At 67.5% G+C, this 13,150-nt stretch carries 6 protein-coding genes and 1 pseudogene; 5 read left to right on the top strand and 2 right to left on the bottom strand.

Annotated elements, in window-relative coordinates; genetic code table 11:
• A pseudogene (locus tag ACGFH9_RS14385) lies at window positions 1–150 on the top strand (IS982 family transposase); the annotation flags it as partial.
• Window positions 151–1,216: 1,066 nt separating this feature from the next.
• Here the strand turns inward: ACGFH9_RS14385 and ACGFH9_RS14380 are convergent.
• Window positions 1,217–1,729 (bottom strand): hypothetical protein, encoded by a 513-nt coding sequence (locus ACGFH9_RS14380; RefSeq protein ID WP_393218677.1) that lies wholly within the window; start codon window positions 1,727–1,729, stop codon window positions 1,217–1,219.
• Between the two features lie 209 nt (window positions 1,730–1,938).
• On the opposite strand from ACGFH9_RS14380, the gene dnaE reads away from it, so the two are divergent.
• Window positions 1,939–5,469, top strand: coding sequence for a DNA polymerase III subunit alpha (dnaE, locus tag ACGFH9_RS14375; protein WP_393218674.1), 3,531 nt, complete (start codon window positions 1,939–1,941; stop codon window positions 5,467–5,469).
• 44 nt (window positions 5,470–5,513) lie between these two features.
• Here the strand turns inward: dnaE and abc-f are convergent, their stop codons facing one another.
• Window positions 5,514–7,151, bottom strand: coding sequence for a ribosomal protection-like ABC-F family protein (gene abc-f, locus ACGFH9_RS14370; RefSeq protein WP_393218671.1), 1,638 nt, complete (start codon window positions 7,149–7,151; stop codon window positions 5,514–5,516).
• Between the two features lie 623 nt (window positions 7,152–7,774).
• On the opposite strand from abc-f, the gene ACGFH9_RS14365 reads away from it, so the two are divergent.
• The 3 genes from ACGFH9_RS14365 to ACGFH9_RS14355 all read left to right on the top strand — a co-directional run bounded on the left by ACGFH9_RS14365 (window position 7,775) and on the right by ACGFH9_RS14355 (window position 13,121).
• On the top strand, window positions 7,775–9,592 hold the full coding sequence (locus ACGFH9_RS14365; protein WP_393218668.1) for a DUF1800 domain-containing protein: 1,818 nt from the start codon (window positions 7,775–7,777) through the stop codon (window positions 9,590–9,592).
• Window positions 9,589–10,965 carry a DUF1501 domain-containing protein gene (locus ACGFH9_RS14360; RefSeq protein WP_393218665.1) on the top strand — a complete coding sequence of 459 codons (1,377 nt, stop codon included), beginning with the start codon at window positions 9,589–9,591 and terminating at the stop codon, window positions 10,963–10,965. Before ACGFH9_RS14365 ends, ACGFH9_RS14360 begins: the two co-directional genes overlap by 4 nt.
• Before the next feature lie 101 nt (window positions 10,966–11,066).
• Window positions 11,067–13,121 carry a PQQ-dependent sugar dehydrogenase gene (locus tag ACGFH9_RS14355; protein ID WP_393218662.1) on the top strand — a complete coding sequence of 685 codons (2,055 nt, stop codon included), beginning with the start codon at window positions 11,067–11,069 and terminating at the stop codon, window positions 13,119–13,121.
• Window positions 13,122–13,150 lie beyond the last annotated feature (29 nt).

Below are 13,150 nucleotides of genomic sequence, written 5' to 3'. Positions count from 1 at the left end.
CAACTCGACCTCGAACTACACGGCGGACGCAGCATCGAAGGCGTCACCGCACGCATCGCGCAACGCCTCCTCGCGATGACCGCCGCGATCTGGCACAACCGGACCACCGGCCAACCCGTGACCAGATCCCTGATCGCCTACGACCACTGACCAGACTTCGGACTTACTCGTCTAGGCCTCCACCCGTCGACGGTGCGAGGTGCCTGGCAATCCGCGTCTGCAGTTGCCCCCATGGCGCGGTTCGCACTCGTTGCCGAGCGGCGAATGCGGAAAGCGCGCTGGAACGGTATCTGTTGCGGGCGCTGCCAAGGGCGACTGCACCTTATCCTCGCCGCCAAGGTTGAATTGTGCTTGTTTGAGGCTGTTGGCCATCACCAACCAGTGATTTCGGCCGTCGTTACGTTAGGTGCTGAACGAGCCCGAATTCTCCTGATCAAATGCCTCCCTGGCGTCACTCAAAGTAGCGCTGAGTGGGCGTGTTGACACGGGCCGTTGTTGGTCCTTACCTTCATGCCACTTGAGCCACGGGGGAGGAGCGACGTGCGAGTTCACGTTGTGCGAAGAGCTGCCTGGGAGCGACCAGGAATGTCTATGTTGCCTATGGTTGGCCGCTGGTGACCGGGCCCTCGGTCTGACAATTACTTCTAGGTAGACACGCGAGAGATCGGATCCTCGCTGCGCTTCTCGCTCGCCTTATTTTCTGGCGACGCGGCGGAGGCGGCGCGCCATCAGCCTGTCCGCACTCACGCCGGATCCCCTTGGCCTCGTCACAGCCCCTCGGTTTTCGGCTCGCTGTGCCCGGCGCGATGACGACGACCAAGACGTCACCGGGCCGGCCGGTGTGTGGCAGGCCTTTCCCGACCACGAGATCAGCGTCTGGCAAGCCAGGTCCAGCAATCCCGACCAAACGACGACCCAGGCCCGGCAACGGAGAACGTTGCCGGCCTCGCACCGACCTCCGTACACACCATCGACCCGACGAAAAGGGCACCCCGATGAGACTTGCTGGCCCACGTATCCGCGCTCGCTCACGAGTCAGGTTGGACCCCAGGACGCGTGATTCGGCACTTGTAGAACCACATCTACACCCACAAGTGGTAGTCCGAGGGGACGTACGTGTACTACCAGGGTTGAGGAGAAGTTCTTCCGTCGGTTCCTACGGTCGGCCCTCCGAGTTGTCGGCAGGCGGGTTTGGCCGCTCGGCACTGGGCTGTCGTCACCCTGGAAACCCCAACGCCTGTCGGGAATCGCGGTCCGCCTTGCGCGCAACGCCGAGCGTCAAGTTGATTGCGACTCGTTGCATGATGTCATCTTCTCCATCGATGCTGAACGCCCGGTACAGCTGAATTCCGTCCCCGAGTCCGCTCCGGACCTCAATTCGCCCGTCAACGTCGATGTAGCTGGACGCCGTGACGCAGTCTTGCTCGAAGAGGCCATTCGGTCCGGCTACTACTGGCTTGTCCACGATGGTAGTCAGATCGTAAGGGGCAGCGAGGACTTGATTTAGGCGCTCCTTCGCGCGCTGTATTCCTTCGGCGTCATTCGACTCAAATATCCACACCCAGATCTGGTCCGGGTGTGCGTTCCAGCAGATGAGATCGGGACCGGGATAATTGTCATCGACGTCACACGACAGCAGTGCCTCTGGAAAATGTTGTCGTAGTTCCTCCACACGCACTGCGAGCCCGCCCGCATACGCCGCATGGATTGAGATGTCCCAATCGTCCATGGCTCCTCCTCGCTGAGTATCGTCGGATGATACGGCCGCTCCCGATGAAGGCATGATGCAGCCGGACCTCGCCGAGGTCGTCACGGCAGGTAACGGACGAGACACGGCCCACCCTCGGCGCGGACGGTGGAGCCGCCGAGATCACCTCGGTAGGGTAGGTCCCGGTCGGCTCCGACCACCTAGATCCACACCGCCGGGGGGCGCCACGCATGGCTGATTCGTTCGCGCATCTGCACGTGCACACCGAGTACTCGATGCTCGACGGAGCGGCCCGGTTGAAGGACCTGTTCGCCGAGGCCAACCGGCTGGGCATGCCGGCGGTGGCGATCACCGACCACGGCAACATGCACGGCGCGAACGACTTCTACAACCAGGCGATGGCAGCCGGGATCACCCCGATCCTGGGTGTCGAGGCGTACGTGGCGCCGGAGTCGCGCTATCACAAGGCGCGGGTCAAGTGGGGTCGGCCGGAGCAGAAGAGCGACGACATCTCCGGTAACGGCGCGATCACCCACAAGACGATGTGGGCGAAGAACGCGCAGGGGCTCAAGAACCTGTTCACCCTCAACTCGCGCGCGTCCATGGAGGGGCACTACGTCAAGTGGCCCCGGATGGACATGGAGCTGATCGCCGAGCACGCCGAGGGCATCATGGCGACCACCGGCTGCCCGTCCGGCGCGGTGCAGACCCGGCTGCGGCTGGGGCAGTTCGACGAGGCGCTCAAGGTCGCCGCGAGCTACCAGGACATCTTCGGCAAGGACAACTACTTCCTGGAGATCATGGATCACGGCCTCTCCATCGAGAGCCGGGTCCGCGAGGGGCTCACCGAGATCGCCCGCAAGCTGGACATCCCGCCGGTCGTCACCAACGACTCGCACTACACGCACGAGGCGCAGGCGACCGCGCACGACGTGCTGCTGTGCGTGCAGACCGGCAGCAACATCGACGACCCGAACCGGTTCCGCTTCGAGGGCGGCGGCTACTTCGTCAAGAGTGCCGACCAGATGCGCGCGGTCGACTCGTCCGAGCTGTGGCAGCAGGGCTGCCGCAACACCCTGCTGGTGGCCGAGAAGGTCGACCCGAAGGGCATGTTCGAGTTCCACAACCTGATGCCGCGCTTCCCGGTGCCCGAGGGCGAGACCGAGGAGTCGTGGTTCCGTAAGGAGACGTTCGCCGGCCTGGGCCGCCGCTACCCGAACGGCATCCCCGAGGGGCACGTCGTCCAGGCGGAGTACGAGCTCGGCGTCATCAACCAGATGGGCTTCCCGTCGTACTTCCTCGTGGTCGCCGACTTCATCCAGTGGGCGAAGAAGCAGGGCATCGCGGTGGGTCCGGGTCGTGGCTCGGCCGCCGGCTCGCTGGTGGCGTACGCGCTGGGCATCACCGACCTGGACCCGATCCAGCACGGCCTGATCTTCGAGCGGTTCCTCAACCCCGAGCGTGTCTCGATGCCGGATGTCGACATCGACTTCGACGAGCGTCGGCGCGGTGAGGTGATCAAGTACGTCACCGACAAGTGGGGTGAGGACAAGGTCGCCCAGATCGCGACCTTCGGCACGATCAAGGCGAAGGCCGCGATCAAGGACTCGGCCCGGGTGCTGGGTTTCCCGTACGCGGTCGGCGACCGGATCACCAAGGCGATGCCACCGGCCGTGATGGGCAAGGACATCCCGCTGACCGGCATCTTCGACCCGAAGCACCCCCGCTATGCCGAGGCCGGCGAGATCCGGGGCCTGTACGACTCGGACCCGGACGTGCGCAAGGTGATCGACACGGCCAAGGGCATCGAGGGGCTGATCCGCCAGACCGGTGTGCACGCCGCCGGCGTCATCATGTCCGCCGAGCCGATCATCGAGCACATCCCGTTGACGCGCCGTGACGCCGACGGGGCGATCATCACGCAGTTCGACTACCCGACCTGCGAGTCGCTCGGGCTGCTGAAGATGGACTTCCTCGGCCTGCGCAACCTGACGATCATCGACGACGCGGTCAAGAACATCGAGCTGAACCACGGTCTCAAACTCGACCTGCTGGGCCTGCCGCTGGACGACAAGGCCGCGTACGAGCTGCTGGCCCGCGGTGACACGCTGGGCGTGTTCCAGCTCGACGGCGGGCCGATGCGGTCGCTGCTGCGGCTGATGAAGCCGGACAACTTCGAGGACATCTCGGCCGTCCTGGCGCTGTACCGGCCCGGCCCGATGGGTGTCGACTCGCACACCAACTACGCGCTGCGCAAGAACGGCCTCCAGGAGATCACGCCGATCCACCCGGAGCTGGAGGAGCCGCTGCGGGAGATCCTGGCACCGACGCACGGCTTGATCGTCTACCAGGAGCAGGTGCAGCGCGCCGCGCAGATCCTCGCCGGCTACACGCTCGGTCAGGCGGACCTGCTGCGCCGGGCGATGGGTAAGAAGAAGAAGGAGATCCTCGACAAGGAGTTCATCCCGTTCCGGGACGGCTGCCGCGAGCGCGGCTACTCCGACGAGGCGATCCAGGCCGTGTGGGACGTGCTGGTGCCGTTCGCCGGGTACGCCTTCAACAAGGCGCACTCCGCCGCGTACGGCCTGGTGTCCTACTGGACGGCGTACCTCAAGGCGCACTACCCGGCCGAGTACATGGCCGGACTGCTCACGTCCGTGGGTGACGACAAGGACAAGATGGCGCTGTACCTGTCCGAGTGTCGCCGGATGCGCATCCAGGTGCTGCCGCCGGACGTGAACACCTCGGCCGGGCCGTTCACCCCGGTCGGCAAGGACATCCGCTTCGGTCTGGCGGCGGTGCGCAACGTCGGCGCGAACGTGGTCGCCTCGATCATGCGGTGCCGCGACGAGAAGGGCGAGTACGCCGACTTCTACGACTTCCTGTCCAAGGTGGATGCGGTGGTCTGCAACAAGAAGACGATCGAATCGCTGATCAAGGCGGGCGCGTTCGACTCCCTCGACCATCCGCGCAAGGGCCTGCTCACGGTGCACGCCGACGCGATCGACGCGTACGCCGACGTCAAGCGCAAGGAGGCCGTCGGCCAGTACGACCTGTTCGGCGCCGGCTTCGGCGACGCGGACACCGGCAGCACGACGGTGATGCCGATCATCGGCGACAGCGAGTGGGAGAAGCGCGACAAGCTGGCCTTCGAGCGCGAGATGCTCGGGTTGTACGTCTCCGACCACCCGCTGTTCGGCCTGGAACACATCCTGGGCGCGGCGGCCGACACCACCATCGCCTCCCTCGCCGAGGACGGCGCGGTGCCCGACGGGGCGGTCGTCACCCTCGCGGGAATCCTGTCCGGGGTCCAGCGGCGGGTCACCAAGCAGGGACGGGCCTGGGCCTCGGCCACCCTGGAGGACCTGGCCGGCGGCGTGGAGACGCTGTTCTTCCCCAACACCTACGAGGTGATCGGCCAGTACATCGCCGAGGACGCCATCGTGGTGGTCAAGGGCCGGGTGGACCGCCGCGACGACACGCCCCGCATCATGGCGATGGACATGTCCATGCCGGACGTCAGCACCAGCGCCACCAACAAGCCGGTCACCCTCACCATCCCGGTGCACCGCTGCACGCCGCCACTTGTGGAACGCCTCAAGGAAACCCTGGTCCTGCACCCCGGCGACACCGAGGTGCACGTCAAGCTCCTCAACGGCGGGCGTACCACCACCCTGCGGCTGGGTCCGTTCCGGGTGGCGGCGACCACCGCGCTGATGGGTGACCTGAAGAGCGTGCTCGGCCCGGCCAACGTGAGCTGAGCTGGCTCCGGTCCGGCCGGCATGAGCCGGCCGGACCGTTGGATTCAGACCTGGTCGGGGGCGGCGATCTCGCGGAGCCGGCCGTCGGCCAGCCGCAGCCAGCGCTGCACGCCGATCTCGGCGAGGAACCGCTCGTCGTGGCTGACCACGACAAAGGCGCCCTGGTACGCGCTCAGCGCGCTCTCCAACTGGGCGACGCTGACCAGGTCCAGGTTGTTCGTCGGCTCGTCGAGCAGCAGCAGTTGCGGTGCTGGTTCCGCGCAGAGCACACACGCCAGGGTGGCGCGCAGCCGCTCACCGCCGGAGAGCACCCCGACGGGCAGGTTGACCCGGGCGCCCCGGAACAGGAAGCGGGCCAGCAGGTTCATCCGCCTGGCGTCCGGCAGGCTCGGCGCGTACGCGGCGAAGTTCTCCGCCACCGTCCGGTCGAGGTCCAACAGGTCCAGGCGCTGCGACAGGTACGCGATCCGCCCGTCGGCCCGCTTGATCTCACCGCCGGCCGGTTCGAGGTCGCCGTCGACGAGCCGCAGCAGGGTCGACTTGCCGACGCCGTTCGCCCCGGTGAGCGCGATCCGCTCCGGGCCCCGGATCACCAGGTCGGCGCCGTCGCCACCGAACAGATCCCGGTCGTCGAAGCGGGCCCGCAGCCCCGTACCGGAGAAGACCGTCCGTCCGGCCGGGACGGTGGTGTCGGACAGGTCGACGGTGATCGTGTCCTCGTCGCGGACCGCGCGACCGGCCTCGTCGAGTCGGGCCTTGGCCGAGCCGAGCCGGGCGGAGTGGGTCTCCTGCGACTTGCCCGCCGACTCCTGTGCGCTGCGCCTGAGCCCTCCGGCGACGATCCGGGCCAGACCGGCGTTCTTCAGGTTCTTGGCGGCATTGCTGGCCCGCCGGTCGGCCCGCTCACGGGCCTGCTGCATCTCCCGCTTCTCCCGCTTGACCTCCTGCTCGGCGTTGCGCAGGTTGCTCTCGGCCACCTCCCGCGCCGCCTGCACCGCCTCGGTGTACGCGGTGAAGGTGCCCCCATACCAGTTGATCTCGCCGCGTTCCAGCTCGGCGATGCGGTCCATCCGGTCCAGCAGCTCCCGGTCATGGCTGACCAGCAACAGGCAACCGCTGAAGTCGGTGAGCACGTCGTAGAGCTTGTGCCGAGCCGCCACGTCCAGGTTGTTGGTGGGCTCGTCGAGCAGCAGCACGTCCGGGCGGCGGAGTAGCCGCGCAGCCAGGCCGAGGGAGATCACCTGACCGCCGCTGAGTGTGTGCAGCGGCCGGTCGAGCGACAGGCCACCGAGGCCGAGCCGGTCCAGCTCGGACCGGGTGCGCTCCTCGACGTCCCAGTCGTCGCCGATCGTGGCGAAGTGTGCCTCGCTGGCGTCGCCGGCCTCGATGGCGTGCAGCGCCGCGATCCGTTCGGCGATGCCGAGCACCTGTGCCACGGCCAGGTCACCGGCCAGCGGAAGGGTCTGCGGCAGGTATCCGAGCAGCCCGTCGACGGTGATGCTGCCGCCGGTGGGCCGTAGCTCCCCGGCGATCAACCGCAGCAGCGTGCTCTTGCCGGCCCCGTTGGGTGCGACCAGGCCGGTGCGACCGCCGGAGACGGTGAAGGACAGCTCCGAGAAGACCGGGGTGTCGTCCGGCCAGGAGAAGGACAGGTTCGAGCAGACGACGAAGGCGTCAGACATTGCGAGTGACCTCAGAGGGTGGGCTGGGCGTGCGTGAGCCGCCCGACGACGAACGGGACCGGTGGAACGACGACATGGCCACGCCGGCCGCGCTCAGGCACGCCGAACCGATGGCCGAACACCTCCGGTCTCACCCGGAGATGTCGTCGTCACCCGCCATGTCTGGTCTCCCTGGTCGTACCTCTCATCCAACCGGGCCAGTCTAACAACGAATCTGCGGCCCGCCAGCGGGTTCCCGGGTGGCCGCACGCTGCCCCGCGGAACGGCCGGCCAAGTTGAGGAGAGCGTTAAGTTTGTCAGCTCGCGTACCACCGTCGGTGGCCTTCGGTGTGCCGCCCCACCGGTGGTCGTGGGCGGGGTGGTACACCGACGGTGGCCTGCGCCCGAGGGCCGTTCGTCTCCTCGATGCCCGGGCCGTTCCCGGGCCTCCACAGCCCGGCGGGATCACCCTGGGCACGCCGATGGCCGGTGCGAAATCAAGAGGACGTCCAGTGGCCATCCATTGGCCGTTGTCACAGTGCTCGCCGCAGGTGAGGCACGACAATCCACATCGTTGTCGGCCATCCGGAAAAGGCGGATCATCAGCGACCTTTCCCACGGTTTGAGCAGCTCCGGAAGGTTTCATGACCCCCCAACATCGCCCCGAACATCGATCTGCGACGCCGCGCCTCGGTCGCCGGTCCTTCGCCTCCCTCGTCGGCTTCGCCTCGGTCGCGGCCGGCGGCGCGGTCGTCGCCTCCAATTCGGACCGACTACCGTTCTTCGGTGCGGACGGTCCGCCGCCGAGCGACGTGGGGCCACGGACCGAGGCGGTCAGCCTCAACACCTCCGCCAACACGTCCGTCGAACAGAGCTACATGGACGCCAAGTCGGCGACCGAGCTGCGCAAGGCCGCGGAGGCGAGCGCCTCGGACGTCATCCTGTCCCGGCCCTCCGCCGCCGCCGCGCAGGCGAAGGCGTCGGTGCCGGAGGGCTTCCCCAACGATCCGATCCTGCACCTCGCGAACCGGGCCACGTTCGGCGCGACGCCCGCGCTGCTCGCCCGGATCAAGTCCATGGGCATCGACGCCTGGATCGACCAGCAGTTGAAGCCGGACTCGATCCCGTACACGACTGCCGAGGTGAAGATCAAGGAACTGCCCGGGATTCACCTCACCCTGGCGCAGGCCTCCGCCACGATCCACACGAACAAGGTGATGGACAGCCTCGCCGACGAGTACCTGTGGGCGACGACGGCGCGCATGATCTGGTCCGACCGGCAGTTGTTCGAGCGGGTCGTCGACTTCTGCACGGACCGGATCAACGTCCCCATGCACTTCGACTTCGGGTCGGTGAGCGCGCCGTACTTCGGGCGGGACGTCATCCGCAAGCACGCGTTCGGCAAGTACGCCGACATGCTCGTCGCCGCGGTGCAGCACGCCGGCCTGGTCATCTACCTCAACCAGTCCCAGTCGCAGAAGGCCCGGCCCAACGAGAACCTGGCTCGGGAACTCCTCGAACTGCACACCGTCGGGGCCGGCGGTGGCTACACGGAGGAGGACGTCCGCCAGGCAGCTCTGCTGCAGACGGGCCTGGGGGTCATCGGTGGAAAGGTGGTCACGGACGCCGGGCACTACACCTTCGCCTTCCGCCCCAACAACCACTACACCGGGCCCATCAAGATCATGGGCTTCAGCCACCCGAACGCATCGGCGGACAAGGGTCTGGAGGTGATCAAGGCGTACGTGAACCACGTCGTGCGCCTGCCGGCCGCTGCCAAGAGCTTCGCCCGCGAACTGGCCACGAAGTTCGTCTCGGACAAGCCGTCGGACGCCCTGGTCGACAAGCTGGCCAAGGTCTACCTGGACAACGACACCGCGATCGTCCCCGTCGTCCGGGCGATGTTCAGCTCGGTGGAGTTCTGGGCCTCACCGTTCGCGAAGATGCACCGACCGAGCGAGTACCTCGTCTCGATCTACCGGAAGCTGGGGGTGCAGCCGCAGACGGCTCCCGGCTACAAACCGCCGAGCGCCCCCGCGCGGACGCCGTTCGCCGACGGCCTGCGGGGGATGGGCACCGTGCTGAACAACATGGGTCAGGTGCCCGTGCACCGCGGCACGGCGGACGGCTGGTCCGATGTCGCCACCGCCTACCTCGGCATCTCGTGGATGTCCACGGCGTGGACCGAGATCGACTTCGTGTTGCGCGGGGGCCGCCCGGCACTGCGTTTCCCCTCCGCGGCCAACCTGTTGCCGAGCCCGCAGCCCGCTACCGCCGGCGCCTGCGTCGACGCCCTGGCGCAACGACTGGTCGCCCAGAAGCCGACGAGCGCGCAGCGCGCCCTCCTGTTGTCCATTGCCGAGGTCGGTGCCGACAGTCCGGCCAGCGCCACGGCATTCCAGGGTGCGCTCGTCGACATCGCCAAAGCCCTGCTCGCCTCGCCGCAGAGTCTCCTTCGATGATGGGAAGCAACGTGTACCCCAACGGCCGTGGGCAGGCGAAGCTGCCCGACCCCGCAGAGGCGGCGCTGCGTGCCGCGTACGAGGCCACCGCCTCGAACAACGCCGCGATCCGCGACGACTTCCTCCGACTGTCGGATGTGGAGGAAGCTCAGCAGGAGGGTCGTGGCGTGACCCGACGCGCGGTCGTCGGCGGTGCCGTCGGGGCGGCAGCCGCCCTGGCGACCGTCGAGTTCGCGGTCACGAAGGCGGCGTACGCCGCGGCGCCGACGGGATCAGGCAAGACGCTGATCAACATCTTCCTCGTCGGAGCGTGCGACGGGTTGGGGCTTCTCGCGCCGGGCGACGACGCGATACTCAAGGCCGTCCGACCCAACCTGCTGCTGGACCGTACCGCCATCCCCCTCGAACGGGGGTTCGTGCTCAACAGCGCGTTCACTCCGCTGAAGCCGCTGATCGACGCCGGTCGGGTGGCCTTCGTTCCGGCCGTGTCGGACAACAAGCTGCCACGCAGCCACTTCCAGAGCATCGACATCTGCAGTCTGGGTGGGCTGCCCTCGGAGACGAAGGGCACCGGTTGGCTGGACCGTCTGCTGGACAACCTCGGGCCGACCACCGCGTTCCAGGCCGTCAACATCGGGGCGCAGACGTCCCGGACGCTCGTCGGCAACCACGTCCCGCTCTCGATCGCCAGTCTCAAGGCCCTCGGAGTACGAGGTGACGCGCGCTACCACGAGCGGACGTTGAAGGCCATCGAAGGGCTCTTCCACGGGCTCGCCCACCCGGCCGGTGACGTGATCGCCAACGGGATGCAGGCCATTCGGACCGCCGAGAAGCTGACCTCGACCGCGTACAAGCCGGCCAACGGAGCGGTGTACACCGGTGCGGTCGGCACGGGGTTGCAGTCCGTCGCCCAGCTACTGCGGGGTGACGTCCCGGTGGAGGTGATCAACATGACCTTCGGCGGGTACGACACCCACGCCGCCGAGGGCGTCAACTCCGGGGGTCACCTGTACAACCTGCTCTCCGACCTCGCCAAGGGGCTGGCCGCCTTCTTCGCCGACCTGGGTACGAAGGCACAGAACACCACCGTCATCGTCACGACCGAGTTCGGTCGCCGGGTCGCGCAGAACAACGACGGGACCGATCACGGACACGGTGGCGTCGCGATCGTGGTTTCCGGTCGCAAGCTCGCCGGCAAGGTCATTGGCGGGTGGAAGGGGCTGAAGGAACTCGACAACGGCGACGTGCCGGCGACGAACAACATGTTCGGGCTCTACGGCAAGGTCGCCCAGGGCGTCTTCGGCCTCACGGACTCGGCGGTCAAGAAGATCTTCCCCAACAACCCGGCGGTCTCCTTCTCCATCTTCGGCTGACCGCCACTTTCGTCGTGCTGCCCGCGGTCGAGTCGGCCGTGGGCGGCACGACGGCATCGGACCGCACCGGTCGATGCCTCTCGACAGAAGAACGGATACGAATGCCCACTCGGATCAACCCGCGTCGCCTGGTGGCGGCAATGGTCACGGCGGCGCTGCTCGCCGTGGCCTTCGCCGTACCGGCAGCGGCGGCCGGCCCGTCGACAGTGGTCGGCGTGGCCAGTGGCCGTTGCCTGGACGTGGTCGGCAACCTCAAGACCGCCGGCACCGGCATCAACATCTACGACTGCAAGGGCTCGGCGAACCAGGCGTGGACGCTCACCTCGACCGGTGAGCTGCGGGTCTACGACGAGACGATGTGCCTGGACGTCGTCGCCCAGGACACGTCCTCGCCGGCCACGGTGCAGATCTACGGCTGCACCGGCGGCGCGAACCAGCGGTGGCGGATCAACACCGACGGGACCATCGTCGGTACCCAGTCCGGTCTGTGCCTGGATGCCGCCGGTACGGCCAACAGCGCGCTCGTCAGCCTGTTGACCTGCACGGGGCAGGCCAACCAACGGTGGACGACGGCGCTGGGCAGCACGGACACCCAGCCTCCCAGCACGCCGGGCAGTCCGCGGGTGAGCGGCCTGACCTGCAACTCGGTGACGTTCGCCTGGAACGCGTCGACGGACAACGTCGCCGTGGCCTTCTACGACGTCTACCACGACGGTCAGTTGATCAAGTCGGTGAGCGGCTCGACGCTGTCGACCAGCCTGACGGTGGTCGGCGGGGCGACCTGGGGCCTGTACGTCAACGCCCGGGACGCCGCCGGCAACGTGTCGCAGGCCAGCTCCACCGTCTCGATCACCCCACCGCCCTGCCAGGCGGACACCCAGGCGCCCACCGCGCCGCAGCAGCTCACCGGTGTCGCCTCGGGTACGACGGTGACGCTGAGCTGGGTCGCGTCGACGGACAACGTCGGGGTCGCCGCGTACGACGTGTACCGCGGTGGCGTCAAGGTGGGCACGGTCGCCGGTACGCCGCCGGCCACCACCTTCATCGACAGTGGACTCGCGGCGGCCACGGCGTACCAGTACTACGTGGTGGCCCGGGACGCGCAGGCCAACGTCTCGTCGCGCAGCGGCACGGCGACGGTGACCACCGGCGCCGCGTGCGCCAACCCGGTGTGCACCGTCCGACAGGTGACCACCGACACCGACATCCCGTGGGGGTTGGTGACGTTGCCGGACGGCAGCGTCCTCTACAGCCGCCGTGACGCGCAGGACATCGTGCAGCTCAACCCCACGACCGGCGTCAAGACGTCGGTGGGCACGGTGCCGAACGTGCAGAGCACCGATGGTGAGGGTGGTCTGCTGGGTCTGGCGATCTCGTCGAGCTTCGCCAGTGACCGCTGGCTCTACATCATGCACACCTCGCCCAGTGACAACCGGATCGTGCGGATCAAGCTGGAGAACGGTCGGTTGACCACGTCCAGCGAGCAGATCCTGGTCAGCGGGATTCGGCGCAACAAGTTCCACAACGGTGGCCGGCTGCGGTTCGGTCCGGACGGCAAGTTGTACGCCAGCACGGGTGATGCGCAGAACGGCACGTACGCGCAGGACCGCACCGCCCTGGAGGGCAAGGTTCTGCGGTTGAACCCGGACGGAACCGTGCCGTCGGACAACCCGTTCGGCAACTACGTGTGGAGCTACGGTCACCGCAACCCGCAGGGGCTCGCGTTCGACTCGCAGGGCCGCCTGTGGGAGCAGGAGTTCGGCAACTCCATCATGGACGAGACGAACCTGATCACCAAGGGTGGGAACTACGGGTGGCCGGCGTGTGAGGGCACCAGCGGCACCTGCGGCACGGCGGGCTATATCGCGCCAGTGCGCACGTATCCGACGGCCGAGGGTTCCTGCTCGGGCATCGCGGTCGTGCGGGACGCCCTGTACGTCGCCTGCGCTCGTGGTACGCGCCTGTACCGGGGTGTGATCAGTGGTAGCGCTCTGACGAACGTGCAGACCTACTTCAGTGGCACCTACGGCCGGCTGCGCACGGTCGAGCCGGCGCCCGACGGCGGGCTGTGGTTGACGACCACGACCACCGGTGACAAGGACAGCATCCCGAACAACAGCAACGAAAAAATCCTGCACGTCACCCTCGGCAACTGATCCGTTGTGCCCCCGCCGACCCGTCGGCG

Source organism: Micromonospora sp. NPDC049102 (assembly GCF_043197485.1).
Classification (GTDB): Bacteria; Actinomycetota; Actinomycetes; order Mycobacteriales; family Micromonosporaceae; genus Micromonospora.
The sequence above is the reverse complement of the archived record's forward strand: the minus strand, read 5'-3'. Positions and strand labels throughout refer to the sequence as shown.

Coding starts and splice junctions, on each gene's coding strand:
- ACGFH9_RS14380 (WP_393218677.1), bottom strand. CDS start 1,729: ATGGACGATTGGGACATCTCAATCCATGCGGCGTATGCGGGCGGGCTC.
- dnaE (WP_393218674.1), top strand. CDS start 1,939: ATGGCTGATTCGTTCGCGCATCTGCACGTGCACACCGAGTACTCGATG.
- abc-f (WP_393218671.1), bottom strand. CDS start 7,151: ATGTCTGACGCCTTCGTCGTCTGCTCGAACCTGTCCTTCTCCTGGCCG.
- ACGFH9_RS14365 (WP_393218668.1), top strand. CDS start 7,775: ATGACCCCCCAACATCGCCCCGAACATCGATCTGCGACGCCGCGCCTC.
- ACGFH9_RS14360 (WP_393218665.1), top strand. CDS start 9,589: ATGATGGGAAGCAACGTGTACCCCAACGGCCGTGGGCAGGCGAAGCTG.
- ACGFH9_RS14355 (WP_393218662.1), top strand. CDS start 11,067: ATGCCCACTCGGATCAACCCGCGTCGCCTGGTGGCGGCAATGGTCACG.